This is a genomic window from Sagittula sp. (assembly GCF_052825245.1).
This window is the reverse complement of the sequence record NZ_JBRBWD010000034.1, coordinates 40,087-65,195: the sequence shown is the minus strand read 5'-3', so window position 1 is coordinate 65,195 and position 25,109 is coordinate 40,087. Positions and strand designations below refer to the sequence as shown.

General features: G+C 65.7%; 18 protein-coding genes, 1 rRNA gene and 1 pseudogene. 4 read left to right on the top strand and 16 right to left on the bottom strand.

All coding sequences use genetic code 11. From position 1 onward, the window contains the following. Positions 1 to 115, top strand: a 5S ribosomal RNA gene (gene rrf, locus ACU0DV_RS15245). A gap of 138 nt (positions 116 to 253) precedes the next feature. Here the strand turns inward: rrf and ACU0DV_RS15240 are convergent. Further along, positions 254 to 2,344: an ATP-binding protein gene (locus tag ACU0DV_RS15240; protein WP_446242557.1), complete on the bottom strand. Its 2,091-nt coding sequence runs from the start codon at positions 2,342 to 2,344 to the stop codon at positions 254 to 256. 150 nt (positions 2,345 to 2,494) lie between these two features. Between ACU0DV_RS15240 and ACU0DV_RS15235 the strand changes: the two genes are divergently transcribed. Genes ACU0DV_RS15235 through ACU0DV_RS15225 form a run of 3 tightly spaced genes read left to right on the top strand, consistent with a single transcriptional unit; the run spans position 2,495 to position 4,867 of the window. After that, positions 2,495 to 4,039 carry a sensor histidine kinase gene (locus tag ACU0DV_RS15235; protein ID WP_446242556.1) on the top strand — a complete coding sequence of 515 codons (1,545 nt, stop codon included), beginning with the start codon at positions 2,495 to 2,497 and terminating at the stop codon, positions 4,037 to 4,039. Then, entirely contained in the window at positions 3,975 to 4,274 is a 300-nt protein-coding gene (locus ACU0DV_RS15230) for a sensor histidine kinase (protein WP_446242555.1), read from the top strand. Before ACU0DV_RS15235 ends, ACU0DV_RS15230 begins: the two co-directional genes overlap by 65 nt. Further along, positions 4,271 to 4,867 (top strand): response regulator, encoded by a 597-nt coding sequence (locus ACU0DV_RS15225; RefSeq protein WP_157815028.1) that lies wholly within the window; start codon positions 4,271 to 4,273, stop codon positions 4,865 to 4,867. Before ACU0DV_RS15230 ends, ACU0DV_RS15225 begins: the two co-directional genes overlap by 4 nt. A 573-nt stretch (positions 4,868 to 5,440) precedes the next feature. Here ACU0DV_RS15225 and ACU0DV_RS15220 read toward each other — a convergent pair. The 15 genes and pseudogenes from ACU0DV_RS15220 to ACU0DV_RS15150 form a co-directional block, all read right to left on the bottom strand. Further along, a pseudogene (locus ACU0DV_RS15220) lies at positions 5,441 to 5,905 on the bottom strand (CheR family methyltransferase); the annotation flags it as partial. Further along, a complete protein-coding gene (locus tag ACU0DV_RS15215) occupies positions 5,860 to 6,861 on the bottom strand; it encodes a chemotaxis protein CheB (protein ID WP_446242554.1) in 1,002 nt (333 codons plus the stop codon). The gene ACU0DV_RS15215 and the pseudogene ACU0DV_RS15220, both read right to left, overlap by 46 nt. Positions 6,862 to 6,923: 62 nt before the next feature. Then, positions 6,924 to 7,232: a response regulator gene (locus ACU0DV_RS15210; RefSeq protein ID WP_446242553.1), complete on the bottom strand. Its 309-nt coding sequence runs from the start codon at positions 7,230 to 7,232 to the stop codon at positions 6,924 to 6,926. Positions 7,233 to 7,416: 184 nt separating this feature from the next. After that, positions 7,417 to 9,705, bottom strand: a complete 2,289-nt coding sequence (locus ACU0DV_RS15205) for a PAS domain-containing protein (protein WP_446242559.1) — start codon at positions 9,703 to 9,705, stop codon at positions 7,417 to 7,419. Between the two features lie 35 nt (positions 9,706 to 9,740). Continuing rightward, positions 9,741 to 11,015 (bottom strand): chemotaxis protein CheB, encoded by a 1,275-nt coding sequence (locus ACU0DV_RS15200; RefSeq protein WP_446242552.1) that lies wholly within the window; start codon positions 11,013 to 11,015, stop codon positions 9,741 to 9,743. A gap of 155 nt (positions 11,016 to 11,170) precedes the next feature. After that, positions 11,171 to 12,130 carry a glycosyl transferase family protein gene (locus tag ACU0DV_RS15195; RefSeq protein WP_446242551.1) on the bottom strand — a complete coding sequence of 320 codons (960 nt, stop codon included), beginning with the start codon at positions 12,128 to 12,130 and terminating at the stop codon, positions 11,171 to 11,173. Further along, on the bottom strand, positions 12,127 to 14,784 hold the full coding sequence (locus tag ACU0DV_RS15190) for a molybdopterin-dependent oxidoreductase (protein WP_446242550.1): 2,658 nt from the start codon (positions 14,782 to 14,784) through the stop codon (positions 12,127 to 12,129). The genes ACU0DV_RS15195 and ACU0DV_RS15190 overlap by 4 nt, the downstream gene beginning before the upstream one ends. After that, on the bottom strand, positions 14,781 to 15,113 hold the full coding sequence (gene nirD, locus ACU0DV_RS15185; RefSeq protein ID WP_100931018.1) for a nitrite reductase small subunit NirD: 333 nt from the start codon (positions 15,111 to 15,113) through the stop codon (positions 14,781 to 14,783). The genes ACU0DV_RS15190 and nirD overlap by 4 nt, the downstream gene beginning before the upstream one ends. A gap of 101 nt (positions 15,114 to 15,214) precedes the next feature. Next, entirely contained in the window at positions 15,215 to 17,650 is a 2,436-nt protein-coding gene (gene nirB / locus ACU0DV_RS15180; RefSeq protein ID WP_446242549.1) for a nitrite reductase large subunit NirB, read from the bottom strand. 14 nt (positions 17,651 to 17,664) lie between these two features. Then, the gene (locus tag ACU0DV_RS15175) at positions 17,665 to 18,603 is read right to left on the bottom strand and encodes a GAF domain-containing protein (RefSeq protein WP_446242548.1); all 939 of its coding nucleotides are present in this window, start codon (positions 18,601 to 18,603) and stop codon (positions 17,665 to 17,667) included. 102 nt (positions 18,604 to 18,705) lie between these two features. After that, positions 18,706 to 20,403, bottom strand: coding sequence for an ABC transporter ATP-binding protein (locus tag ACU0DV_RS15170; protein WP_100931019.1), 1,698 nt, complete (start codon positions 20,401 to 20,403; stop codon positions 18,706 to 18,708). Positions 20,404 to 20,408: 5 nt separating this feature from the next. After that, the gene (locus ACU0DV_RS15165; RefSeq protein WP_100929987.1) at positions 20,409 to 21,491 is read right to left on the bottom strand and encodes an ABC transporter permease; all 1,083 of its coding nucleotides are present in this window, start codon (positions 21,489 to 21,491) and stop codon (positions 20,409 to 20,411) included. Between the two features lie 199 nt (positions 21,492 to 21,690). Then, positions 21,691 to 23,055, bottom strand: coding sequence for a CmpA/NrtA family ABC transporter substrate-binding protein (locus tag ACU0DV_RS15160; protein ID WP_446242547.1), 1,365 nt, complete (start codon positions 23,053 to 23,055; stop codon positions 21,691 to 21,693). A gap of 288 nt (positions 23,056 to 23,343) precedes the next feature. Then, a complete protein-coding gene (locus tag ACU0DV_RS15155) occupies positions 23,344 to 24,516 on the bottom strand; it encodes an ABC transporter substrate-binding protein (protein ID WP_283980592.1) in 1,173 nt (390 codons plus the stop codon). After that, positions 24,513 to 25,097, bottom strand: coding sequence for an ANTAR domain-containing response regulator (locus ACU0DV_RS15150; RefSeq protein WP_100929990.1), 585 nt, complete (start codon positions 25,095 to 25,097; stop codon positions 24,513 to 24,515). Before ACU0DV_RS15150 ends, ACU0DV_RS15155 begins: the two co-directional genes overlap by 4 nt. Between the last annotated feature and the right edge of the window lie 12 nt (positions 25,098 to 25,109).

Sequence of the window (25,109 nt, the reverse complement as noted above, 5' to 3'; positions counted from 1 at the left end):
TTTGGTGGTCATAGCGTGAGCAAAACACCCGGCTCCATTCCGAACCCGGCCGTTAAGTGCCACCGCGCCAATGGTACTGCGTCTCAAGACGTGGGAGAGTAGGTCACCGCCAAACCTAGCAAAAACCAACAAATCTATATTCGATGATCAGTAACGTAAAAGCCGCCGCAAGGCGGCTTTTGTCGTTTTTGCCCGCAAGTCGGTTCCCGAAAAGGCAGAAATGCTGCCCGGCGGTTAACACACGTCCGGTGTCTCAGTCTGCGGTTTCGTGGAAATGCAGCAGACCGAACAGATGCGTGACACGTTCACCACCTTCGGCCAGAGGCAGGAGCAGGCGCTCGACATTGACCGGCTGATCCGACAGGTTCAGGACGCGGGCGCTGGCGTAGTGCGCGGTGCCGCGCTGGCAGCGCCGATAGATCTGGGCCATGGGGCCGATCAGCCGCTCATGCGCATCCGTCATCACGGCACCGGTGGCGTCGTCGCTGCCAAGCTGCGCCTCAAGGGCCGAGCCCGCCCAGACGAAACGGAATTGATGTTTCCCGGTCTCTGGATTGAGGTCGCAGGAGATCAGGCAGGCATTCCGGGGCATCTGGATCTGCAGGTCGTTCACCAGCGATCCGTCGGGCAGATAGCGCCCGAGCCGTGCCTTTTCGTGCCAGATGTCGAACACCTTGCGGAACTCGGCGGAGGGCAGGCGTTCGCGTATCCGCTGCGATTGGCGCAGTGAATGCTCGGTCAGGGATGCCCCTGGCAGCCGGTCAAGCTGGTCCAGCATCGTGGTCGCCAGGCCGTGTTCGGAGATCGGCTTGTTCAGATGTACCGGTGTTTCCGGCGTCGACGCGGCCGAGGAAATCCGGATGCACTTGGCTCCGGGAATATACTCGCAGAGCGTTTCCAGCACCGAAGGCGCCACATCCGCCACGTGATCGAGATCGACGACGAGCAGGTCGTAAATCAGCTCGTCGCTCACCAGTTCCCGTGCCTCGACGATGTCGCTGGCCAAGGCAGTTTCGTAACCAAGGCCGTTCAGCAGGTTCTGCAGACCGGGCCCGAGGTTCTCAGGGTTGGCCAGGATCAGCACGCGCGCATCGCCATGCAGCGTCCGGTCTTCGATGCCGCCCTCGGGGCCGATGACCTCGCCCCGCAGTTCGGCGCGGGCCATGTAGATGCGGATTTCCGTGCCCGCGCCGGGCGTGCTGTCGATCTCCAGCTTGCCGCCGCAGCGGCGCGCAAGGTCATACGCGGACCGGATGCCGATGCCGGTGCCCTTGCCCTTCGGTTTGGTGGTGAAGAACGGTTCACCCATTCGGTTGAGGACCTCGGGCGACATGCCGGCGCCAGTGTCGATGATCGACAGGCAGACGTAATCGCGGGCAAAGACACCCTCGGGGCATTCCGCTCGGGGGACGTTCCGCAGCGCTACGGTCACCGTGCCGGGCCGTCCGCTTTCCGTGATGGCGTCATGCGCGTTCGAGACGATGTTGAAGATCACCGCAGCAAAGCGGCCCGGTTCGCAGAAGATCTGCCAGCGCTCTTCCGGCAGGTCCATGCGCAGGGCAGAGCGGCCGATCAGCTGCTGGATCAGACCCTTGTCGCGGTCCAGCATCGCCGCCGGGTCCGACAGCTCGGCATGCAGATCGTCGGTACGGGAGAAATCGAGCAACTGCCGCAGGAGCGACTGGCCGCGATCGATGGAGGCGTCCACTTCGGTGAAGAGGTCGGCTTCCACGCTGTCCTTCAGCTTGCGTGTGACGATACGCTGCGCGGACTTCATCACCGAAAGGACGTTGTTCATGTCGTGCACGACCGAGGCGACAAAGGCTCCCATGGTCTGCAGCTTGTCGCTCTGGCTGTTGCGCTTTTCTAGGACGCGGATGCGTTCGCGCTTGGTTTCAAGCCGGCGGACAAGTTGCGCGTTGGTGGCCTGCGCGCGCTTCAGTTCGTCTTCAAGGTCTGAAATGCGCTCCACTTTCCGCGTGATATCCACCAGCACGGCCAGAATGCTCGCGGTGCCGCTGTCGGCATGCATGGCGCCAAGCTGAACGCTCCAGGTACGTCCGGACACGATGTCGGGGTTCATCATGGCCTCGAACGTGGCCTTGCCGTCCCTGCGCACTCTGTTGAGCGCGTCGGCCACGCCACGCGCATCCGGTTCCGCCCACCAGGACAGGAAAGATTCTCCGGCAGGATCGGCAGCCGCATCCATGCCGAGATGGTCACGTACATCCGGACCAACCCAACGGATCGTGCCATCGGTTTCCAGGTAGATTGCGAGTGAAACGGGAAACTCCTCGGAACCTGTCTTCCGGGCGCGTTCGATTTCAAACGTCAGACCGCGCATCTCACCCCCGCGAGCGATAGTCATACCGTCCAACATTAATGAAATGTTAATGAATCCGCAAGCTTCCTGCGTATATCTTGTGGTTCAGGCCAGAAACCGCACACCGCTTGGTCAGCTCGGATTCATACGCCGGGAAGCTGCTGGCAACGTATGGCGACGCTGGTAGGCTGGGACCGCGCGGTCAAGGGCGCAAGACAAGCGAAATCCTGGCGCCAGACCTATCTGCTGCCCGTCATCGCCCTGACCGCCTTGCTGAGCGTCATCCTGTGGGCCGGGCGGGAGGCCTCGATGATCGAGTCGAGAGCCGGCGATGTTGTCAGCGCCACGCTGCGGCTCGAACGCGCGATCGGCTATGTCGGCTTTATTCATAACTTCAAGAATTACGTGCTGCGTCCACAGGAAACCCGTTATTTCACGGCCGCGCAGGAAGATATGGTGCGGGCCCTGGCGGCGTTGGAAGAGCTGGAGACCCTTATCGCCGCCAACGGCTTGGATGCCAGTCTGAGAGAGCTGCATGCGACGCTCGACACATACACCGCCATGCTGAAACGCGCCCGCGCGCTGTCGGGGGAGGGGCTGACTGCTCGGGAACTGGATGCCCGTCTGCGCGTGCCGGACGATGCCGCCGCACGGGACGTCTTTGCGTTCAGCGAACAGATCGACCGTGAGTTAGAAGAACAGACGTCCGCCTTCCTCAGGCTTCGTCTCCAGCTGCAGATGTCTGCCGCAATCTTCGTGATCGCCAGATTTGCAATTGCGCAGTTGTACCGATCACGCGAACGCGCCGAGCAGCAAAGGCTCAGCAGGATGTTCGACACGATCGGATTGCACCTCGGGATCGTCGATCCCGCCGGTCGATTCGTCTTCTTCAATTCCGCCTTCGGGGACCTGTTCAGGCATTTCGGTCAGACCGTATCGACCGGCGACACGCTGGACGACGCCACCCGGCGCATCACGCCCTTCATCGCGCATGAGGATGTGGTGACGCCGCCCGATGCGATTGCCGCCGGTGAACCCGACATCCGCGATGTGACTTTCACGGACGGGTCCGTTATCCGCCGCGCCTTGTACCGGCTGGACTATGGCCGCCAGGTGATCCTGCGCCGCGACGTGACCGAGCAGCACCGGCGGGAGGCGGAGTTCAACGCGGAGCGCGACCGCCTGATCGCAGATCTGAAGCGGTCGAACGTCGAGTTGGACAACTTCGCCGACATCGCGTCCCACGACCTTCGGGAGCCGTTGCGGGGCATCGCAATCAATGCCGGCTTCCTGCTGCGCAAGGAAGAGCTGCCGGAAACGGCGCGGGCGCGGGTGCTGCGCATTGTCGAGATGTGCGAACGCGAGCAGATGCTGATGGATTCCCTTCTGGAGTTCGCGCGGCTTGGCCGGTCCTCCGATCAGGATGACGTGATCAACGATCCCGCCGCTGTGGTGAAGCAGATCGGGCACGACCTTATTTCGGCAGACACGAACCGGCAGGGCGTCATCGTGCTTGATACCGGGCTGCCGCCGGTCAGCGTGGATTTCGGCCGTCTCCGCAGCCTTTTCATGAACCTCATCGCGAACGGGTTGAAGCACAACGATTCCAGCCGACCCGAAGTGCACGTCGGCTTTCTCGGCCCGGCGACCGGTGACCGGCGGCCGCCACGGCCGGTTCTACGTCGCGGACAATGGTATCGGCGTGGCAGAGGGTGACCGTAAAGCCATCTGGACCGCCTTCAGACGGATCAAGACGGGCAGGGACCACGGCCCCGGGTCGGGTGTGGGGCTGACCTTCGTCAAGCGCATCGTAGAAGGATGCAGAGGCGAGATAGACTTCGACAGCGCGGTCGGTCAGGGCACGATGTTTATCTTCATTCTGCCCCTGTCGGACAAAGTGCAGGCCGATGGCACCGTAGCGTCTGCCGGGACGAAAGCGGGGAGATCATGAAACGTACACCGAATGTGATCGTGATCGAGGACAACGACGACGACTTCGAGGCGCTGAAGTTTGCCTTCGAGGAGGACGGCGCCCCGGGGCTGGACATCGAACGCTGCACCACCGGTCCCGAGGCAGAGCACGCACTGGACCGTTTGCGCGACAGGACCGAAATATCGCGCGAGGACAGGGTCCTGATTATCCTCGATCTTCGCCTGCCCGGGTTGTCCGGCTTCGACCTGCTGAAGACCATGCGCCACGATTCCCGTCTGCGCCGTATCCCCGTGGTCATCCTGTCGAGTTCCTCGAACCAGAGCGACTTGATCGAAAGCTACACCGCCGGGGCGAACGCCTACATCCGCAAGCCGCGCAATTTCGACGAATACGTGGATATGGTGGGCAGTTTTCGCACGTTCTGGACAGGCTGCGCAGAGCTTCCGGTGCTCGGCCAGCTCGGTCTCGGCGACCAGCAACCGGGCCTCCATCACCTGCCGTTCGGCGTAGATGTCCTGAAGATCCTGGACCGTCTCGGCCAGCTTGTCGTGCAGCGACGCGATCTCTGCCTTCAGGAGCACATCGTCCATGGTGTCGTGACCGCCCGTTGAAGCATCCGCGTCCAGGCCGGAAAGCGAATGTGCAGGACCGGTGCGAAGGTCGTTGAGCGTGATGATGTAGGTTGTCTGATCGTCGGAAGAACTTGTGATGTGGCACAGGCCTTCGACCTGCCGGGAGGGCAAGTGTTTGCCCGGGTCCATGCCCGGCATCCTGGCCTTTCCCGCCGCCGCCTTGCGCATCAGAAGCGCCACGTTGACCGAAAGCGGATCGGGCAGCAGGTCGAGCAGGTTCGACGTGAACGTGCGGGAGCGGGGCACTTCGATGAACCGCTCGTAATCGCCGAAGGTCCGCTGGATCTCGTCCTCTTCGTTCAGGACAAACACCGCCGCGCCGAGGTGGCGCAGGATGTCCGGCATCTCGGCCATGACCAGCGACGCGACACCGTCCTGACGCGTCAGGGACAGCCGCGGCCCCTGCATCGGCTTTTCCCGCACCGAGTGGGGCAACAGGACGGCACTTTCGGTTTCGTCCACCCGTTCCTCGCGCGTGTTCTCAAGGAAACGGCTGGTCCCGCGCATGGGACGGAAGGCCGAGGCATGCGCCGTGCTCACTTCTGGCGCACCGAGGAACAGCACGCCGCCGGGACGAAGGGCGCCGGAGAACCGGTCCAGCAGCAGTTTCTGGGTCTCCTGGTTGTAGTAGACCAGCGCGTTGCGGCAGACGATCAGGTCGCATTGCGGGAAGGGCTGATCCTTGACCATGTCATGACGCGAGAACACCAGCTGCCGCCGCAGCAGCGGGTCGATCTCGAAGGTGCTGCCCTTGGCGATCAGGAGTTCGGGGCGCAAGTAGCGCGGCGGAATCTCGGACAGCGCCGCGTTGGGATAGATACCGCGCTTGGCCTCTTCCAGCGAGGCGGTCTTGAGGTCGGTCGCATAAATGCGGAAATCGTGTTCCAGCCCGTGGCGCATGCGGAAGTCGTGACACGCAAGGGCGAGCCTGTAGGCCTCCTCGCCGGTCGAACAGGCCGCGCACCAGATCTTCACCTGGCGCCCGCCGCTGGCACCGTCCCGGAAAAGCTGCGGCAGGACGACCTCCTCCAGCGCCTCCCATGCATCGGGGTCGCGGAAGAAGCTGGTGACGCCGACAAGGAACTCGTTCTGGAGTATGGCGACCTCTTCCCAGCTGCGAGAGATGTAGGTGATGTAATCGGGCAGGGTCTCGCACTTGCACAGCGCCATGCGACGCAGGATGCGCCGCTGGAGGGCGGGCCGCTTGAACCGCATGAAGTCGATCGTGACGTGCCCGTCACGAACTGCAGGAGCGTCTCGAACGACTCGCGGTAAGGGTGCAGCAGGACGCTGGCCTCGTCGACGAAGGTGCCGCGCAGGGCGATGACCTGCGCCAGTGCATCGACCATCTTCTCGGGCCGGCCGATCCGGTCGTCGAGGCCGCTCAGCATCCACGTCTTTGGGGTGAATTCCGCTGTGCCGCTGTCTTCCTCCAGCATGACGAAGCCATCGCGGCGCTTGATCTCGCGCAGGCCGAGGCTGCCGTCGGTGCCTATACCGGACAGCAGGATGCCCACGGCGAATTCGCCAAAGGTGGCGGCGACGCTGCTCAGAAGCGTATCGAGCGGACTGTTGGGGTCTGGCTTCTGTTTGCCGTCCCGGATTTCGAACCGGAAATCCGGGCGGCCGCCCGCACCGGCGGTGTCCGTCATGACGCGCACCGCTTTACCGCGCGGACAGACGAAGACGCGACCGCTTTCCACCATCATCCCGGTCTCGATCGGCAGGACAGGCAGATTGCAGCGGGCGCCCAGCGTATCCGGCAGCTTGGCCGCGTCGGGCCCGTTATCACTCGTCGCGATGACGAAGCTGTGGCCGAAACCGGGGGGCGCGGAGGCGAGCAGGCGGATGAGGGCGTCGGGCTGCCGTCCCGAGGCGCCAACGGCGATCAGGAAGAATGGCGCGTTCTTCCCCGGATCGACGGCGCTGGCGGCAGGGGCATCTTTGCCCGCGTCGGTCCGGCCTGCCGTCATGTTCCCGCCCTGTCCCAAGTCAATGTCCGGTGTGCGCGCCGCATCCTGCCTGATCCGAGCCGTCAGGACGACGGGTGCGCTTTGAAGTGTCGTGCCCACCGCATCGCGTTATCGACGGCGGATTTCAGGGCACCCGCATCCATGCCGCGCTTTGGCATGTAGCGCAGTGCCCCGCCCCTGAGCGCCGCCGCCGCGACCTTTTCGTTGCCCTGTCCAGACAGAACGATGATCGGCAGGGTGAGCCAGTGCTTGTGGATCTCATCCACGAGGTCGAGGCCGTCCTCGCCGTCCAGCCGGTGATCGACCATCACGCAGTCGACCGCGGCCTTGCGGATCTCCTTGAGTGCGCCCTCTGACCCGTCCGCCTCCACACGGTTTCGATGCCGATGGTCCGGGCGAGATCGGCGATCAGTTCGCGATCCTCGGGAAAGTCATCCACGACCAAGAGGCGCACGGATCCGAATGCATTGGACATCTCTCAAAGCACCTCCCTAATGCTGTCGCGCGTCCTGCCCACCGCGATTCAGAAAGCCTGATCCGCGTTCAGAGAAACCGTCACAACCATATCCGCCGGGCCCGGGTAGCTGACCGACAGCACCCCGCCGTGCAGGCAGCCACGCGCTTGCAGAACTCCAGCCCGAAGTCGGTGGCGGAGGTTCTGGCAGAGGCGCCGCTGGCCCGTCCTGAAGCTCCGACGCTTTCGGGCATGACATCGTGGGCGGGGCAGCGCATCTGGATCGCAACGGCCCCGCCGCCATCGGGGGCCTTCGCCTCGGACAGCCGGATCTTCGCCGGCTTGGACGTCGCGCCTGCGTCCAGGGCAATGCGCGGCAGGGTTTCGAACATCTCCGTCAGCAGCGCGCGGCTGTCTTCCGCGGCGGGCAGGGTGCCGATGTCGAGTGTCAGTTCCGTGCCCTCGATTTCCGTTTCCAACGCGGCTGCTGCCGTATGGGCGAGGGTGGTGAGGTCCTGCCTTTCGATGGTCAGGTCGCCCGGCTCGACGTTCCAGAACTCGAGCGTCGCCTGCGTGCGGCGTTCCATGAGACCGGACAGGCGTTTCAGGCGCTCGAGCGCGGCGCTGTCCTTCGTCTCGTCCAGTGTGCCGATGACCTGCCGCAGCGCATCGAGCAGGGCGTTCCATTCCAGCGTCGCCACGCGGACGAACCGGCGGATGCCCTCGTCCTGACGTTTGACACTGTCCTCGCGGGCGCGCAGTTCGGAAATGTCGGCAATCACCCCCATGACACGCGCGGGACGGGCGCGGTCCGACCAGTCCATCACCCGGCCCCTGACCTGGACAAACGCGTAGGACCCGTCCTTGCGGCGGCAGCGCATGTCGATGCTCAGCGGCGCTTCGCGGGTGCGGGACATGAGGTGGGTTTCAATCGTTGCGCGGGCAGCGGCCAGATCATCCCGGTGCACGAGGTCGAGCCAGGCATCCAGCCGGTCAGGCACCTCGGTCTCACCGTAGCCCAGCATCGCGCGGAACCGCGGGCTCAGGTAGCAGGGGCCGGGTGCAGTCTGCCAGTCGAAGACGCCTTCGACCTCGCTTTCAAGCATGGTCTCGATGCGCTCGCGCTGGTCGGCCACTTCGAGTTCGAGGAGCTTCAGGCTGGTGACGTCCTGCATCGAGCAGACGACGCCCCGCGGCGTGTCCTCCGGTCCGTAGAACGGCCGTGTCCGCACGCGCACCCAGCCACCGTCCTTGCGGCGCAGTTCGCGGCCGCTTTCCTCGTTGGTCTCAAGCGCGATGCGCGCATCGTCGGCGAGCAGGGTCATGGAGTCCGGCGTCAACGTCGTGGTGACTTTGTCGAGCGACCGGTCCACATCGCGCGGTCCGAGGTCCATGAAGGGCGCGAGGCCCGCACTGTAGCGACGTACGCGCAGGGTGTGCGACAGCACCACGATCCCCACGTCCGCCGTCGCCAGCAGGTTCTCGATGTCGGAACTCGCGGCTTCGAGGTCGGCAATCCGCTCTGCATGTTCGGCGTTGACCGTATGCAGCTCCTCGTTGATCGACTGCGTTTCCTCGTTGTTGGCCTGCAGCTCTTCGTTGGCGTCGGTCAGCTCCTCGTTGGTGGTCTGAAGCGCCTCGTTGGAGGCGCCAAGATCCTCCGCCGTCGCGCTCAGCATATCCTGAAGCGAGCGCACCTCGCTTTCGAGGTGGGCGACGTAGGCATCGCGCGGCATCCCGCTGCTGTCGACACCGGCCAGCGGGTGCTTGGGCAGCTCTTCGGTCCGCAGGTTGAACTGCACGGCATAGGCGACCGTGTGTGCCTGCCACGAGATCTTGCGCGCCACGAGGTCCACGATACGCGTCTCGTCGGAGGAGGTCATCCGCAGGTCCCGACGTTCGGACACGCCCTCTGCCTCCGCACGGCGGATGGCCAGCATGACCGCGCTGCGCAACCGATCGTCGATCAGGTCGAGCAGGTGGGCAGAGAATCCGCCGGTCGGGAAATGCAGCAGCGGAGAGACATCGCCGAAAGTCTTGATCATCCGGGCGTTCTCGTCGACGACGCAGATCATTGTGCCGTTGCTTTCCAGCATCCCCGTCAGAAGCCGTTGCAGGTCTTCCTCCGGTGTCTGGTCGCAGTAGCTGAGCCTGCGGACGCGCGGCATCGGCACGGAGGTCGTCAGCGCGTAATCCGCCGGTTCCTTGCCGCGCCGGTTCTCTGCCACGCGGCGGTTGCGGAAGATGCGCATCTTGCCGATCAGCGGCTGGAACATCGACCCGTGCTGCCCCGGCGACTCTGCCGCGCCCAGCATCAGCACGCCCTCCTTGCGGAGCGAGAAGGAAAAATGCGTGATGACCTTCGCCTGCACGTCCGGGCTGAGGTAGATCAGCAGGTTGCGGCAGATGATGAGGTCGGTCTGCGTTAGGGCGGGTCCTCGACCACGTTGTGCACCGCAAAGACGACGCGGTTGCGGATGGAGGGCACGATGCGGAACACGCCGGACTGGAATTCGACGTAGCCTTTCTGCACGAGGTCGTCGGGTATATCCTCGCGGATCTGTTCGGAGTAGACGCCCCGTTTCGCCGCGGCGATGGCCGCTTCGTTCACGTCCGTGGCGTAGACCCGGAAATCGCGCGCGATGCCGTTGGTCGTCCGGTAGTCTTCCAGCATCATCGCGGCGGAATAGGCCTCTTCGCCGGTCGAACACCCGACGGACCAGATCCGAAGCGGCTGCTCGGTGTTGCCGCTGGCGAACAGGTCTTCGAGGATCTTCTCTTGGAAGGCATGCCAGACCGGCAGGTCGCGGAAGAAGTTCGTGACCCCGACAAAGAATTCCCGAGACAGGACATTCACCTCGGCGGTGTCGTCCCTGAGTTCTGCCAGGTAGGCCTCCGGGCTTTCGTGTCCCTTCAGCGCCAACCGCCGGGCAATGCGGCGTTTCAGGGTCGGCTCCTTGTAGCGGGAGAAGTCGATCTCGGCCTGGTCGCTGACCAGCTTGACGATCTTGTGGTAGGTCGCCGTGTCCTTCGAGAACATTTCTCCGACGCTGATGATCCCCTTGTCGCGCATCTCGATGTTGCGCGACATCTCCTCGATCATGTCGTCGGGCGACAGCACCATGTCGACCAGCCCGGTGGCGATGGCGGTGCGGGGCATGCCGTCGAACCCGGCGGTCTTCGGTTCCTGCACGAGGACGAAGCCGTCGTTGTCCTTGACCGCGCGGATCCCCCGGCTGCCATCGAACCCCGTGCCCGACAGCACGATGGCGATGCCGCGCCCGCGCACCGCCTCTGCCAGCGAGGTAAAGAAGATGTCGATGGGCAGGTTCAGCGCCGGGCGCGGCGAGGGTTCGACGAGCGAGAATCGCAGGCCCTTGTTGCCCTGCGATTCCTCGATCGCGTCGTCGAGCCGGGGGCTACTGTCACCCCGAGTGCCCTGGATGACGATGTTGGACCGTGGCGGGATCAGATAGATGCAGCCGCGTTCGACGGGCATGTTGTCGGTGACTTCGCGCACGGGCAGCACCGTTGTGCGTCCGAGTATCTCGGTCATGAGCGACTTGTAGTCCGGCGATATGTGCTGGACGATGACGAAGCTGTGCGGAAAGTTTTCCGGGACCTGCGAAATCACCTGCTTGATGGCGTCGAGGCCACCGGCGGACGCGCCCACGCCGATCAGGTAGAATGAGTCGTCCACCTGGCCGAGATTGCGCGCCGGTTCTGGCCATCGTCAGTCTTTGTGTCGTTCATCTATGCTCCACGGTGCCACGGCAAGCCCGAGTGGCATATCCACGCCAGAACGCTTTGCTTACCGCCTAAGGTAAGGTCGGCCTTGACTTAATTGCGTGTGGCTTAAGCCGTCCCGCGGGGCGTGGCGGGGCGGGTGTGGCGGTCGGACCAGAGCGCATCGACCGCGTCATCGACACCCAGCGTCCGGAGTGCCAGCGCGGCGGTGCCCAGCACCATCTGCCGCGCAAAATCCGGCCCCTCGTCGTTGTCCCAAAGATCCAGAAGTGCGCTTGCCGGAAGGTCCAGATCCGCGAGGCGGCGGCTGTCGTCGACCAGCGCGGGCAGGTCTTCCTCCCAGCGGTGGCCGTCGCGCAGGCCAAAGCCTTCGATGACCTTGCCGGGGTGGCGTTCGAACTCTCCGCCACCGCCCTTGATGACAGTCATCTGCCGCCAACCCATGAGGGCCGCCGCGTCCTGCTGGAGCAGGCGGTAGGGCGGATGGAAGACACCCTGAACGCTGGCACCGGCCCGGCCCGGGTTGAGCATCCGGCAGACCGTGTTCACGCAGGACCGCAACCCGAACACGCGGCGCAGGTCGAGAAGCGCGAGAAGGGCAGGGTGCAGGTCCTCGAGCGGCAGATAGACGATGCCGTCGGCATCCAGTGCAGCGGCGGCCTCCTGCGGTGTGCGGGCCACGGCGATCCCGAGCGTCCCCAGCCCGTCGCGCACCGCGCCGTCGGCGCCGTTCCAGCCATGCAGCATCACCCGGCGGCCCGAGGCGGCCAGAAGTTTCGCCGACAGCAGGAACCACGGCAGCCCGCGCGTCCGGCCCGCGGCGTAGGATGGCCAGTCGAGATCGGTGTGGGGCAGGGGCGGCAGCGCCTCTTGCGCGGCACGGGCAAAGCCTGCGATCTCCTCCGCCGTCTCGCCCTTCATCCGCATCAGCATCAGGCAGGCACCCACGGCCTGCGGTTCCGCGCCCTGCAGCATCAGGGACATCGCATCGAACGCCTCGCCCTCGGTCAGGGACCGGGACCGTCCGGGGCCGCGCCCCAATGTCCTGACGTGTTCGGACAAGCTCACTCGGCGGCTTCCTTCGACCTTGCGGCCGCCAGGAGGGCGGCCAGTTCCGGACGACAGGAGCCACAGTTCGTGCCCGCCTGCAAGGCCGCGCCGATGGCATCGACGCTCATCAGGCCCTGGTCCTCGATCCCGCGCAGGATCGTGTTCACGCCCACGTCGAAACACGAACAGAGGATCGGCCCGGGGTCGGGCCGGTCCGCCGGGGCGCGCCCGCTGAGCAGGCTCAGGTCGGGCACCTCGGGGAGGGTGGCCACGTAGTCGCGCATCACGGCGACCGGCTCCGGCGAGACGAAGATCGCCGCCACCAGCCGGCCGCCTTCGCGGAAGGCCAGCCGCGCGGTGCCGCGGCCCGGGTCTGCCATGACGGCGACCTCGGCATCGGGCAGACCGAAGAGGCGGCGCGCCTCGGCCTCCCAGTCGTCGGGCGCGGTGTGGCCAGCCAGCTCCGCCCGGTGCCCGGCCCGCGTGACGGACCGCGCCCAGTAGGCCGATGCGGGGTTGAAGGGCCGGGTGGAGACGGCGAAAGCGTACCAGGCGGCCTTCATCCGCGTGACCTTCACCACCGATGCCTTGCTTTCCGGCTGGCCGGAGACCGGGTCCACGACCGGGGCGACCACCGCGTCGATGCGCGCGGCGGGCGCCGTTTCACCGGTCCAGTGCATCGGGGCGAAGACCTGGCCGGGAAGGACCGCGTCGGTGATCCGGGCGCGCAGAATGGCCCGGCCGTGCGGGCTCTGGACCTCCACCAGATCGGCGGCGCCGAGACCAAGGTCTCCCGCATCGTCGGGATGGATTTCAAGGAACGGCTCCGCAAGGTGGGCGGCGAGGCGGGGCGAGAGCGCCGTGCGCGTCATGGTGTGCCACTGGTCGCGCGCGCGCCCGGTGTTCAGCCGGAAGGGATAGCGCGGTTCGGTGCGTGCGGCGGGCGCGCGCCATGTGACGGGCACCAGCCGCGCGCGGCCATCGGCGTGGAAGAACCGGCCATCCGCAAAAAAGCGTCCGCCCTCGCGGCTTGCGGTGACCGGCCAGCGCACCGGGGTCATCTGGTCATAGCCCTCTGCGTCCATCTCGGACAGGCCGGAGATGTCGAAGTCCTTGCCGAACCTGCCCGCGATCCCGGAGAGCGTGGCGTATTCACGGAATATCTCGAGCGGGCTGTCGTAGTCGAACGCCGCATGCCAGCCCATACGCTGCCCGACCTCCGCAAGGATGGCCCAGTCCGGGCGCGCCTCGCCCGGGGCAGGCAGAACCGCGCGCTGACGAGAGATCGTGCGATCGGAATTGGTGACGGTGCCGTCCTTCTCTGCCCAGCCGGTGGCGGGCAGGATCACGTCGGCGAGCCGCGCGGTATCCGTCTCGGCGGTGATGTCGCTGACCACGGTGAAGGGGCAATCGCGGATGGCGTCGCGGACCCGGTCGGCGTCCGGCATGGAGACGGCGGGGTTGGTATGGATGATCCACAGTGCCTTGATCCGTCCGTCGCCCACGGCGCGGAACATGTCGACGGCCTTCAGGCCGGGCGTGTCGGGCGCTTGCGGGGCCTCCCAGAAATCGCGGACGGCGGCGCGGTGGTCGCAGTTTTCCAGGTCGAGATGGCAGGCCAGCATGTTTGCAAGCCCGCCGACCTCGCGGCCGCCCATGGCGTTGGGCTGGCCCGTCACGGACAGGGGACCGCAGCCCGGCTTGCCGATCCGCCCGGTGGCCAGGTGGCAGTTCAGGATGGCGTTGACCTTGTCGGTGCCCGAAGACGACTGGTTCACGCCCTGGCTGAAGATGGTGACGACCTTCTCGGTCCCCATCCACATGCGGCAGAAGCGGTCGATGTCGCGCGGATCCAGCCCGGTCACCGACACATCGTCCGACGCGGCAGAGGCGAGGGTGGCGTTGAAGCCCGTGGTGTTCGGCAGGTAGGCCGCGTCCAGCATGCCGTTTTCGTAGAGCGCGGCGAAGAGGTGGTTGAACAGCGCCACGTCGCTGCCCGGCGCCAGCTTGAGGTGCAGGTCGGCGCCGTCGCAGCTTGCCGTGCGGCGTGGGTCGATGACGATCAGCCGGGTGCCCTTGGCCTTCCGCGCCGCGATCAGGCGCTGGTAAAGCACCGGGTGACACCACGCGAGGTTGGAGCCGACCAGCACGACGAGGTCGGCCTCCTCGATATCTTCGTAGGTCTGAGGGACCGTGTCGGTGCCGAAGGCGCGCTTGTGCCCGGCCACGGTCGACGCCATGCAGAGCCTTGAATTCGTGTCGATATTCGCCGAGCCGATGAAGCCTTTCATCAGCTTGTTGGCAACGTAATAGTCCTCGGACAGCAACTGGCCGGAGACATAGAAGGCCACGCTGTCTGGGCCGTGCGCCTCAACCGTCTCGCGGAACCTGTCGGCGACGAGTTGGAGCGCCTCGTCCCATCCGGCATCGGCACCGTTCACCCGGGGCCTCATCAGCCGGTGGCCGAGGCCCACGGTCTCGCCCAGTGCCGATCCCTTTGAGCACAAGCGCCCCAGGTTGGCCGGGTGGTCCGGGTCGCCCTTGACCGTGACGCCGCCCGCGCCGTCCGGCGACAGCAGGACGCCGCAGCCCACACCGCAATAGGGACAGGTGGACCGCACCTGACCCGCGGCAACGCCTTCGGCCTCCGGGAAAGGCGCGGCAGCCGTCATGCGGCAGTCCTCCGGGCGAGGGCGGTGGTGTCCATCAGGATGCGGCCGTCCTCGACGCGCAGCGGGTAGGTTGCCACCTGCTCGCTGTCGGCCCCCTGTGCCGCACCTGTGTTCAGGTCGAAGACCCTGTTGTGCAGCGGGCAGGTCACCTTCTGGCCGTGCACGATGCCCTCCGACAGCGGGCCGCCCTTGTGCGGGCAGGCGTCCGCCGTCGCGAAGACGGTCGTTTCGTCGGTGCGGAAGACCGCGATGCAGCCTTCCGCCGTCCTGACCAGCCGCGCGCCGCGCACCGGCACGTCCGCGAGCGCTCCGATATCGATCCAGCTCATGTTCAGACCCCTTTCGATCAGCGTGCCCTCGGGCACATCACGCCCGGCCAAGCCGGGTCATCCCAGTCCGGCGCCCCGGCTCGACGGCCGGAGCGCACACCTCATTCGGCCGCCTTCAGCGACAGGTCTGCCAGCGGCTGGAAGGTCCGGGCCGCCTCCGGGTCCGCGCGTTCCGCCCAGGGATCGGTCTGGTAGACCGACTGGGATAGATCGAAGCGCTCGACCAGCGCCTTGCGCTCCGCCGCGTCGGAGAGGACTTCCTTGACCCAGTCCAGCCCGACCTTCGCGACCCATTTGTATGGCCGGTCGAGGTACTTGGCGTTCTCCCGGTAGAGCTGGACGAAGGCCACGGTCCACTCGATCGCCGCCTCTTCGGAGGTCACGTCGACCAGCCGTTCGGTCTCTTTCACGTCCATGCCAGCCGCGCCCGCGACGCCGACCTGGTAGCCGCTGTCCACGCAGATGATGCCCACGTCCTTGCAGGTCGCCTCCGCGCAGTTGCGCGGGCAGCCGGAGACACCCAGCTTGACCTTGTGCGGTGTCCACGACCCCCAGAGCCGCTTTTCCAGCTTGATGCCCAGCCCGGTGGAATCCTGCGTGCCGAACCGGCACCAGTCCGAGCCGACACAGGTCTTCACCGTCCTGAGGCCCTTCGTGTAGGCGTGACCCGAGACCATGCCGGCGTCGTTCAGATCGGCCCAGATCGCGGGCAGGTCCTCCTTCTTGACGCCCAGCAGGTCGATCCGCTGGCCGCCCGTGACCTTGACCACCGCGTCGTATTTCTTGGCAGCCTCGGCGATGGCGATCAGTTCTTCCGGCGTGGTCATCCCGCCCCACATCCGCGGCATGACGGAATAGGTGCCGTCCTTCTGGATGTTGGCGTGGTTACGCTCGTTGACGAAGCGCGACTGCGGATCGTCGCGATAGTCCAGCGGCCAGTCCGCCAGCAGGTAGAAGTTCACCGCCGGACGGCACACGTGGCAGCCGTTGACCGTCTTCCAGCCCAGTTCCTGCCAGACCGCTTCCTGCGATTTCAGTTCCTGGCTCTTGATCAGCCGCCGCACGTCCTCGTGGCTGAGGTCGCAGCAGGTGCAGATCGGCTGCGCGGCGGGCTTCTCGAAGGCGTCGCCCAGCGAGACCTCAAGCAGTTGTTCCACCAGTCCGGTGCATGTCCCGCAGGAGGCCGATGCCTTCGTCACCGCGCGCAGGGCGCCCACATCGGTTGCGCCGCCTTCGATGGCGTCGACGATGGTGCCCTTGCAAACGCCGTTGCAGCCACAGATTTCCGCATCAAGCGGCAAGGCTGCAACGGCTGAGAGAGGGTCCGAGGAGCCGCCTCCCTGGTAGGCCGGACCGAAGATCAGCGAGTCGCGCATGTCCGACACGTCGGTGCCGTCCTTGATCAAGCCGAAGAACCAGTTTGCGTCGCCTGTGTCGCCGTACATCACCGCGCCGATCAGACGGTCGCCCTCGATCACCAGACGCTTGTAGATGCCCCGGGCCGGGTCGCGGTATACGATGTCTTCGCGGCCCTCGCCCTCGGCGAAATCGCCCGCGCTGAAGAGGTCGCAGCCGGTCACCTTAAGCTTGGTGGACAGCTCCTTCATGGCGAAGGTGGCGTCGTTGCCGGTCAGCGTTGCGGCCAGCACCTTCGCCTGGTCGTAAAGCGGTGCGACGAGGCCGAAGAGGTTGCCTTCGAACTCCACGCATTCGCCCACGGCATAGACGTCCGGGTCGGAGGTGCGCATCTGCGCGTCGACCTTGATCGCCCTTCCGCAGTCGAGGCCGGAGTCCTTGGCCAGCGTCACCGCCGGGCGGATGCCCACCGCCATGACGACGATATCGGCCTCCAGCACGGTGCCATCGGCGAGGTTCACCCGTTCCACCTTGCCGTCGCCCTCGATCTCCTGCGTGGAGGCTTCGAGGATCACGTTGATGCCACGCTTTTCCAGGTCCTTTTTCAGCAGGTAGCCGGCAGAGGCGTCGAGCTGACGTTCCATCAGGTGGGAGGCGATGTGCAGGACTGTCACCTCCATCCCGCGCAGGCGCAGGCCCGCCGCCGCTTCAAGCCCCAGCAGACCGCCACCGATGACCACGGCCTTTGCGCCGGGTCTGGCGGAAGCCTCGATCATTGCGTTGGTGTCTTCGAGATCGCGATAGGCGACCACGCCGGGCAGGTCGTGCCCGGGCAAGGGGATGATGAACGGCGAGGACCCGGTGCCGAAGATCAGCGTGTCATAGGGCACTTCGCCCTTCTCACCGACGACGACCTTGCGGTCGCGATCCACCTTCAGGACCTTCTCGCCGAACCGGCAGCGCACCTTGTTGGTGGCGTACCAGTCGTCGTCATGGGTGACGATTTCCTCGAAGCTCTTCTCGCCCGACAGCACGGGCGACAGCATGATGCGGTTGTAGTTGCCACGCGGTTCGGCGTTGAACAGCGTGATCTCGAATGCGCCGGGGGCTGCGTCCAGCAGGTGCTCCAGCGCCCGGCCCGAGGCCATGCCGGCCCCGATGACGACCAGTTTCCGTGTCATCTCGCTTACCTCTCTTACACGTACCAGGCGACGACGTGGCTGACCTTGCCGTCCTTGTGGATCGGCAGGGCAACCATGGTGTCGTAGCCCGCAGTCAGGGCGGGGGTGCCGCTTTCGACGACCGGCACGCCGGTCCCCAGTGCACGCCCGATCAGCCCGTGCCACGCCTTGACCCGCTTCTCGGGCTCGGCCTCACCGGTCCAGAGCGCGCCTTCCCGGGCGCAGATGCCGTCCGCCAGAACCGCGGAGGGTTCGGCCCCCACCCGTTCGGCGCGGGCGTCCCACATCTCGAACCGGTGGGCGATGGGCGTGCCGCGGGCGGACAGCAGGGTCAGCACGTAGGTCACACCGCCGGGAACCGAGATCGGCAGTCCGAGGCCCGTGGTCAGGCCCGCCTTGCCGGCGCTGTCTGCACGGATGAAGCGGTAGCCCGACCCCAGGTCGCGCAACAGCATCGGCGCCTGTGCCGACCACACCCCGCCCGGCAGGCCCTGGCCCTTGGGGAAATGCGTGTGCTGCGACACCCACTCGAAGTGCTTGGCGGCGCCGTAGTAGCCGTCGTCGAGCATCAGCAGGCCGTCCTGCTCTGCCCAGATCTCGATGGCGCCGGTCCGGTTCTCGTCGTCCCCGCACAGCACGACCAGAACGGCCTTCAGCTCTGTCCCGGCGAACACCGGGATCGCCACGGCGGTGGTCAGGCCTGCCTCGGTCGCGGGTTCGATGCGCTTGAAATACGACCCGTCAAAGCCTTTCAGCACGACCGGGCGTTTCTCGGCCCATGCCTTGCCGGGCAGGCCTTCGCCCTCGGCAAAGCTGGTCCGGCGGGAGGCCTCCTCGAAGGCCGAGAGGTCGCCGTAGCTGCCCGCCGCCAGTTCGAGGGTGCCGTCCTTCGGCACCCAGACCTCGGTGACCTGTATGAACGGTTTGACGTCTGCTTCCACGATGGTGTCCATGTGACCGGCTCCTTTCCGGTTCCGGCCCGCTCGGGGCCGTGCTGTTCTGTCGGTTCAGGATCTCCCCGGGCCGTCACGTCCGGCCCGGGGCGGGCGGCCCTTTCAGGCGGCCTCCCGGTTCTTTTCCGGCTTTTCCTCGGATTTTGCTTCGGACTTGCCCTGCTTGCCGTGCTCGTATTCCTCGAGGAAATTCAGCACCTGCTCGCGGTAGAGGTAGTAGTCCGGGTGCTCCAGCAGCGCCTTGCGGGTGCGCGGCCGGGGCAGGTCCACGTCGACGATCTTGCCGATGGTCGCCTGCGGCCCGTTGGTCATCATGACCACGCGGTCGGCCAGCAGGATCGCCTCGTCGACGTCGTGCGTCACGCAGACGGCGGTGACCTTCGTGCGGTCCCAGACCTCCATCAGCACTTCCTGCAGTTCCCAGCGGGTGAGACTGTCGAGCATCCCGAAGGGCTCATCCAGCAGCAGCAGCTTGGGCGAGAGGGCAAAGGCCCGCGCGATGCCGACCCGCTGCTTCATGCCGTTCGACATGTCGGCGGTGGAGCGGTCCATGGCGTCGCCCAGCCCCACGCGTTCGAGGTAGTATTCCACCACGTCCTGCCGTTCGGCCTGCGACGCCTTGGGATAGACCTTGTCGACGCCGATGGCGCAGTTTTCGCGCGCGGTCAGCCAGGGGAAGAGGTTGGGCGACTGGAAGACCACGGCGCGTTCCGGATCGGCGCCGCGCACCTCGTAGCCGTCCAGCTTGATGACCCCCTTCGAGATGGAGTTGAGACCGGCCGCCATGGTCAGCACCGTCGACTTGCCGCAGCCCGAGTGCCCGATGAGCGAGACGAACTCACCCTTGTTGAGCTTAAGGTTGAAGTCCTCGACCACGGTCAGCGGGCCCTTGGGCGTGGGGTAGATCTTGTGAAGCTGCGAGAAGTCCAGGTAACGCTCCTCGATGCCCGAAGCCGCCGCTTCCTTGACCGCCGCCGGGACCGAGTGGATCGGCGTGACGTTCGGCAGGATGCGGGTACCTTCGGTCTTCGCCTCGATGCCCACGTCCATCAGGTAGTTGGTGACGGCAAGGCGCAGCGCCTTGAAGCCGTCGTGGTGGTTCATCTCCCCCCGGTCGCGCGGACGCGGGATATCGACCTTGAACTCCTCGCCCAAGGTGCCGTCGGGGTTCAGCGCGATGATCCGGTCGGCCAGCAGGATCGCCTCGTCCACATCGTTTGTGATAAGGACGCAGGTCTGCTTTTCCTGCTGCCAGATCGCCTCGATCTCGTCGGCGAGGTTGGCGCGGGTCAGGGCGTCCAAAGCCGAGAGCGGTTCGTCCAGCAGCAGCACTTCGGGGTTCATCGCCAGCGCACGCGCCACGTTCACCCGCTGCCGCATCCCGCCCGACAGTTCCGCAGGGCGGCGGCTGACGGCGTGCGACAGGCCCACCATCTTGATGTAATGCGCGGCCTTCTGCGCCTTCTCGGCCTTGGGCATCGAAGGGAACACGCTGTCGAGCGCCAGCCGCACGTTGCCCTCCACCGTGAGCCACGGCATCAGCGAATAGCTCTGGAAGATTACGCCGCGCTCGGGGCCGGGGCCATCGACCGGCTTGCCCTTGAAGGTGACCTCGCCCTTCGTGGGCTTTTGCAGGCCGGCCATCAGGTTGATCAGCGTGGTCTTGCCGGAGCCGGAGAAGCCCAGCAGCACCAGGAATTCGCCTTCTTCCACCTTCAGGTCGATGCCGTTCAGGACATGCGTTGCGGCGGTGCCCTGGCCGTAGCTCTTGGAGACGTTCTTGAACTCTAGGATACCCATGTCGATCACCGCTGGTTCGTGAAGGTGAAGAGGGACTGCAGGGCGTACATCACGCGATCCAGCAGGAAGCCGATGATGCCGATCGTGAAGACCGCGACCATGATCTTGGCGAGCGAGGACGAAGACCCGTTCTGGAACTCATCCCAAACGAACTTTCCAAGGCCGGGGTTCTGGGCCAGCATTTCGGCGGCGATCAGAACCATCCAGCCCACACCGAGCGACAGGCGCAGACCGGTGAAGATCAGCGGCAGGGCAGAGGGCAGGACCAGCTTGGTGATCTTGGTCCAGGTGTTCATCTTCAGGACCTTGGAGACGTTCACCAGGTCCTTGTCGATCGACGCCACGCCGAGGCTCGTGTTGATCAGCGTCGGCCAGAGCGAACAGAGGGTCACGGTTACGGCGGAGATGATGAAGGACTTGGCGAACAACCCGCCATCGGTCGCGGCGGCGGCGGAGACGATCATCGTCACGATGGGCAGCCAGGCCAGCGGCGAGACCGGCTTGAAGATCTGCACCAGCGGATTGATCGCGGCATTGGCCGTGGGCGACAGACCGGCGAGGATGCCCAGCGGCACGGCGACCAGCGTCGCCAGCACGAAGCCGAAGAACACCGTCTGGATGGAGGTCCAGATCTGCTGGTAATAGGACGGCGCGCCGGTGTAGGCCACGTCCTTGACCTTCTCGGGCTCGCCCGCCTCGATGAACTTCTGGTTGCGCTTCTCCACCATCGTCTCGAACTTCGCCTGCTTCTCGGCCTTGGCGATGGCGTCCTCGTGCAGGTTCACGGCCTCTTCCCAGACCTGGCCGGGGCCCGGCACGGCACCCAGCGAGGTCTGCACCTGCGGCGCCAGCATTGCCCACAGCGCGAGGAAGGCGACGATGGCGAGGATCGGCACGATCAGCAGCCGCCAGATCTCTTTCATCTGCGCCTGCGGGTTGTCGCCGGCTGCGGCCTTCAGGACGGGTGTGACCCACGACAGGCCAAGCACCTGGAACCACTTGTCGGCCTTGTTGATGCGGGTGAACAGACGGGCGCGCCGGGCTTCCCGGGCGGCGTCATCGGTGAAATTCGGATCGACGGTCGTCATGTTTTCGGGTCCTCGTTGCGCGCAGGCAAATCGGCCGCGCGGTGCTTTGGTTGGCTGCGGAAGAGGGCGGGAAGGTCGTTTCCGCGTATCCGGAGAAAGTCGGCATTCAGGGAGGGCGCACCGGGGAGGCCATGGTTTGGCTCATCCAATGCGGGAGGTGTTCTGCGCCCGTACATCGCACGGGCGCAGGGGCGTCAGATCAACCCTTGACCTCGGTCCCGACGACGGTCTGCTCGCCCTTCAGCCCAATCGGCAGGCTTTCGAGGTAGGCGTTGGGCGCTTTGCCGTCATAGGTGATACCGTCGATGATATCCTCGGCCGGGGTCGGCGCCTTGTAGCCGTCGGTGTCCCAGGGGAAGTCTTCCTCGTTGGCGAGACCTTCGTCGACCAGCAGGCGCGCCGCTTCGAGGTAGATCTCCGGCTTGTAGACCGACTTCGCCACCTCGTCGTACCAGCTGTCGGGCTTCGCCTCGGCAATCTGGCCCCAGCGGCGCATCTGGGTCAGGTACCAGACCGCGTCCGAGTAGAAGGGGTAGGTGGCGTTGTAGCGGAAGAACACGTTGAAGTCGGGGACCTCGCGCTTGTCGCCCTTCTCGTACTCGAAGGTGCCGGTCATGGAGTTCGCGATCACCTTGGCGTCGGCACCGACGTATTCCGGCTTGGACAGCATCTCGACCGCTTCCATGCGGTTGGCGTTGTCGTTCTCGTCCAGCCAGATGGCCGCGCGGATCAGCGCCTTGACCACCGCAAGCGTGGTGTTCGGGTTTTCCTCGGCGAATTCTGCGGTGATGCCGAAGACCTTCTCGGGGTTGTTCTTCCACAGTTCGTAGTCGGTGATGACCGGCACGCCGATGCCCTTGAAGACGGCAGCCTGGTTCCACGGCTCACCCACGCTGTAGCCGTAGATGGTGCCGGCCTCGAGCGTCGCGGGCATCTGTGGCGGAGGCGTCACGGACAGCAGCACGTCGGCGCCGATCTGGCCGGTGATGTTCTCGGGCGAGTAGAAACCCGGGTGCAGGCCGCCGGCAGCCAGCCAGTAGCGCAGTTCGTAGTTGTGGGTGGAGACCGGGAACACCATGCCCATGTTGAAGGGCTTGCCCTCGGACTTGTACTTCTCGACCACCGGGGCCAGCGCCTCTGCCGAGATCGGGTGCTGCGGCAGGCCGTCGGCGTTGGTCGGGATGTTGGGCTTCATCTCGTCCCAGACGGCGTTCGACACGGTGATGCCGTTGCCGTTCAGGTCCATCGAGAAGGGGGTGATGATGTGCGCCTCGGTGCCGTAGCCGATGGTTGCCGCCAGCGGCTGACCGGCCAGCATGTGCGCGCCGTCCAGTTGCCCGCCGATGACGCCGTCCAGAAGGACCTTCCAGTTGGCCTGCGCTTCGAGCGTCACGAACAGGCCCTCGTCGAGGAAGTACCCCTGTTCATAGGCGACGGCGAGCGGCGCCATGTCGGTCAGCTTGATGAAGCCAAAGGTCAGTTCGTCCTTTTCGAGGTCCAGTTCGGCGAAGGCCGGGCTGACCAGCGCGGTCGAGGCGGCGAGAGCTGTGAGGAATGTCTTCATTGTGCTTCGTCCCTTTTGTGTTGGGTCATCCGCGCCAGGGCACGGGGCAGAAACAAAAAAACACCGCAGACACATCCGGCCTCGGGAGGAGGAGAGGCCGAAGGTGAGCTGCGGTGCTCGGTGGTTTCCCGATCATCGGGAGAGAATTTCGTGCAAGCCCGCGCCATTGCGGCCTTGCCCTTTCAGTTGTCAGATCTGCCGTGCTGCGATCAAGAGATTTTGCTGCGACGCGGCGCCCACGCTTTTATTATTCACTTCCGGCGCATGTTTGTGCCGATTTTCGCGGCACTACTCGGCCAGAGGATCAAAAATGCGTCCGTCGAAGAACGCGTCCGGCAGCAGGGTCAGGCGTCCCGACTGCGCCGCGACGGCGGTTTCGTGGCGAATCGATCCCTCCAGCTTCTCGGACGCTCCCGGCAGGTCCGCGCCGCTGTCCTTGAGCTGCGCGCGGTAGATGTCGCTGCGGAACACACGGGCAGAAGCCGCCGCCGCCGTCGCCAGGTCGAGGCCGCTGCGCAGGGCGAGGCCGCGACCGATCCACTTCGCCTGGCTGCGCCACGGGAAGGTGGCGGCGCCTTCGTGGAACTCGATGAAATGGGGCACTTCGCGCTGTTCGCCGTGGCCGGAGATCGTCAGCCGACCGGACAGCGCGCGGTCGATCAGTTCGGACGGCAGGTCGAGGTAAGCCGGGCGCGACAGGATCTCGGACGCGGACATGCGGTGTTCCGGGTCCTTCAGCCAGCGGCCCGCCTGCCACACGGCCCGCATGAGCCGGCCCAGCAGGTGCGGCTCTGTCTCTGCCCAGTCGGTCCGGACTGCCAGCACCTTCTCCGGCGCGAAGGCCCAGATGGCACTGCCCGGCAGCAGGAGCGCGCCTGTGCCTTCCTCGACCGCGAGCGACCCCCAGGGTTCGCCCACGCAGAAGGCATCCACGTCGCCGTCGGCAAGGGCCTGGGCCATAAGGGGTGGCGGGACCGTGCGCACTTCGTAGTCGATGGGGGCTAGCGCGGTCGCCTCGATCCAGTAGTCCAGCAGAGAGCGGTGCATGGAGAAGGGGAAGGGCACGCCGAAGACCAGCTTGCCATCGACGGCGCCGGCCAAAGCCTCCGCCGCGGCGGAGGGATCGCGGAAGTCGAAGACGTAGCCCTGCGCCCGCATCCGGTCTTCGAGCGCACGGCTGACGCCGATCACGTTGCCGTTGACCGACAGGACCGAGACCGCCGAGATATCCTGACGGACCCCGCCCAGCCCCAGCGCCATGGCGACCGGTACCGGCGACAATAGCTGCGCCGCGTCCACCCGGCCAAAGGCCAGCATGTCCCTGACCGACGACCACGATGGCGCGCGCACGAGGTCGAGCGCGATGCCCTCCGCATCGGCAAAGCCCATTTCGTTGGCGAGGATCAGCGGCGCCGCATCCACGAGCGGCACGTAGGCGACCGGCACGTTCACGATCTTCATCCCAGAAGCCCCGCCGTTGTCACGATGGCCTCTGCCACCTCCGCCACCCGGCGCCCCTGGTCCATCGCCGCCTTGCGCAGAAGGGCGTAGGCCTCTTCCTCACCCAGGCCGCGCGCCTTCATCAGCAGGCCCTTGGCGCGGTCGATGACCTTGCGTTCCTCCAGTGCGCGGCGCGTCTCGACCAGTTCACGGCGCATCCGGTGCATCATCTGGAAGCGGGCGATGGCGGCGTCGAGCACCGGCTTCAGCCGTTCGGGCTGCAATCCGTCCACCACGTAGGCCGAAAGGCCCGCCTCGATGGCGGTGCGGGCCAGACCGCCCGCAGCCCCCGACACGAACATCGCCACGGGGCGCTCCAGCGGGCCGGAGGCCAGCGTCAGTTCCTCGAGCATGTCGCGCGTTGGATTGTCGACGTCGATCAGCACCACGTCCGGTGCCAGTGCCGCGATGCGGCGGGCCAGCGACGACGGGTTGCCGATCACATGCACGTCGAAGTCGCCGGAGCCCTGCAGCGCATCGACGATGGCGATTGCGCGGTCCCGGTCGGCCTCGACGACGACGATGGTCAGACGATCACTCATGCGTCCTTTGTG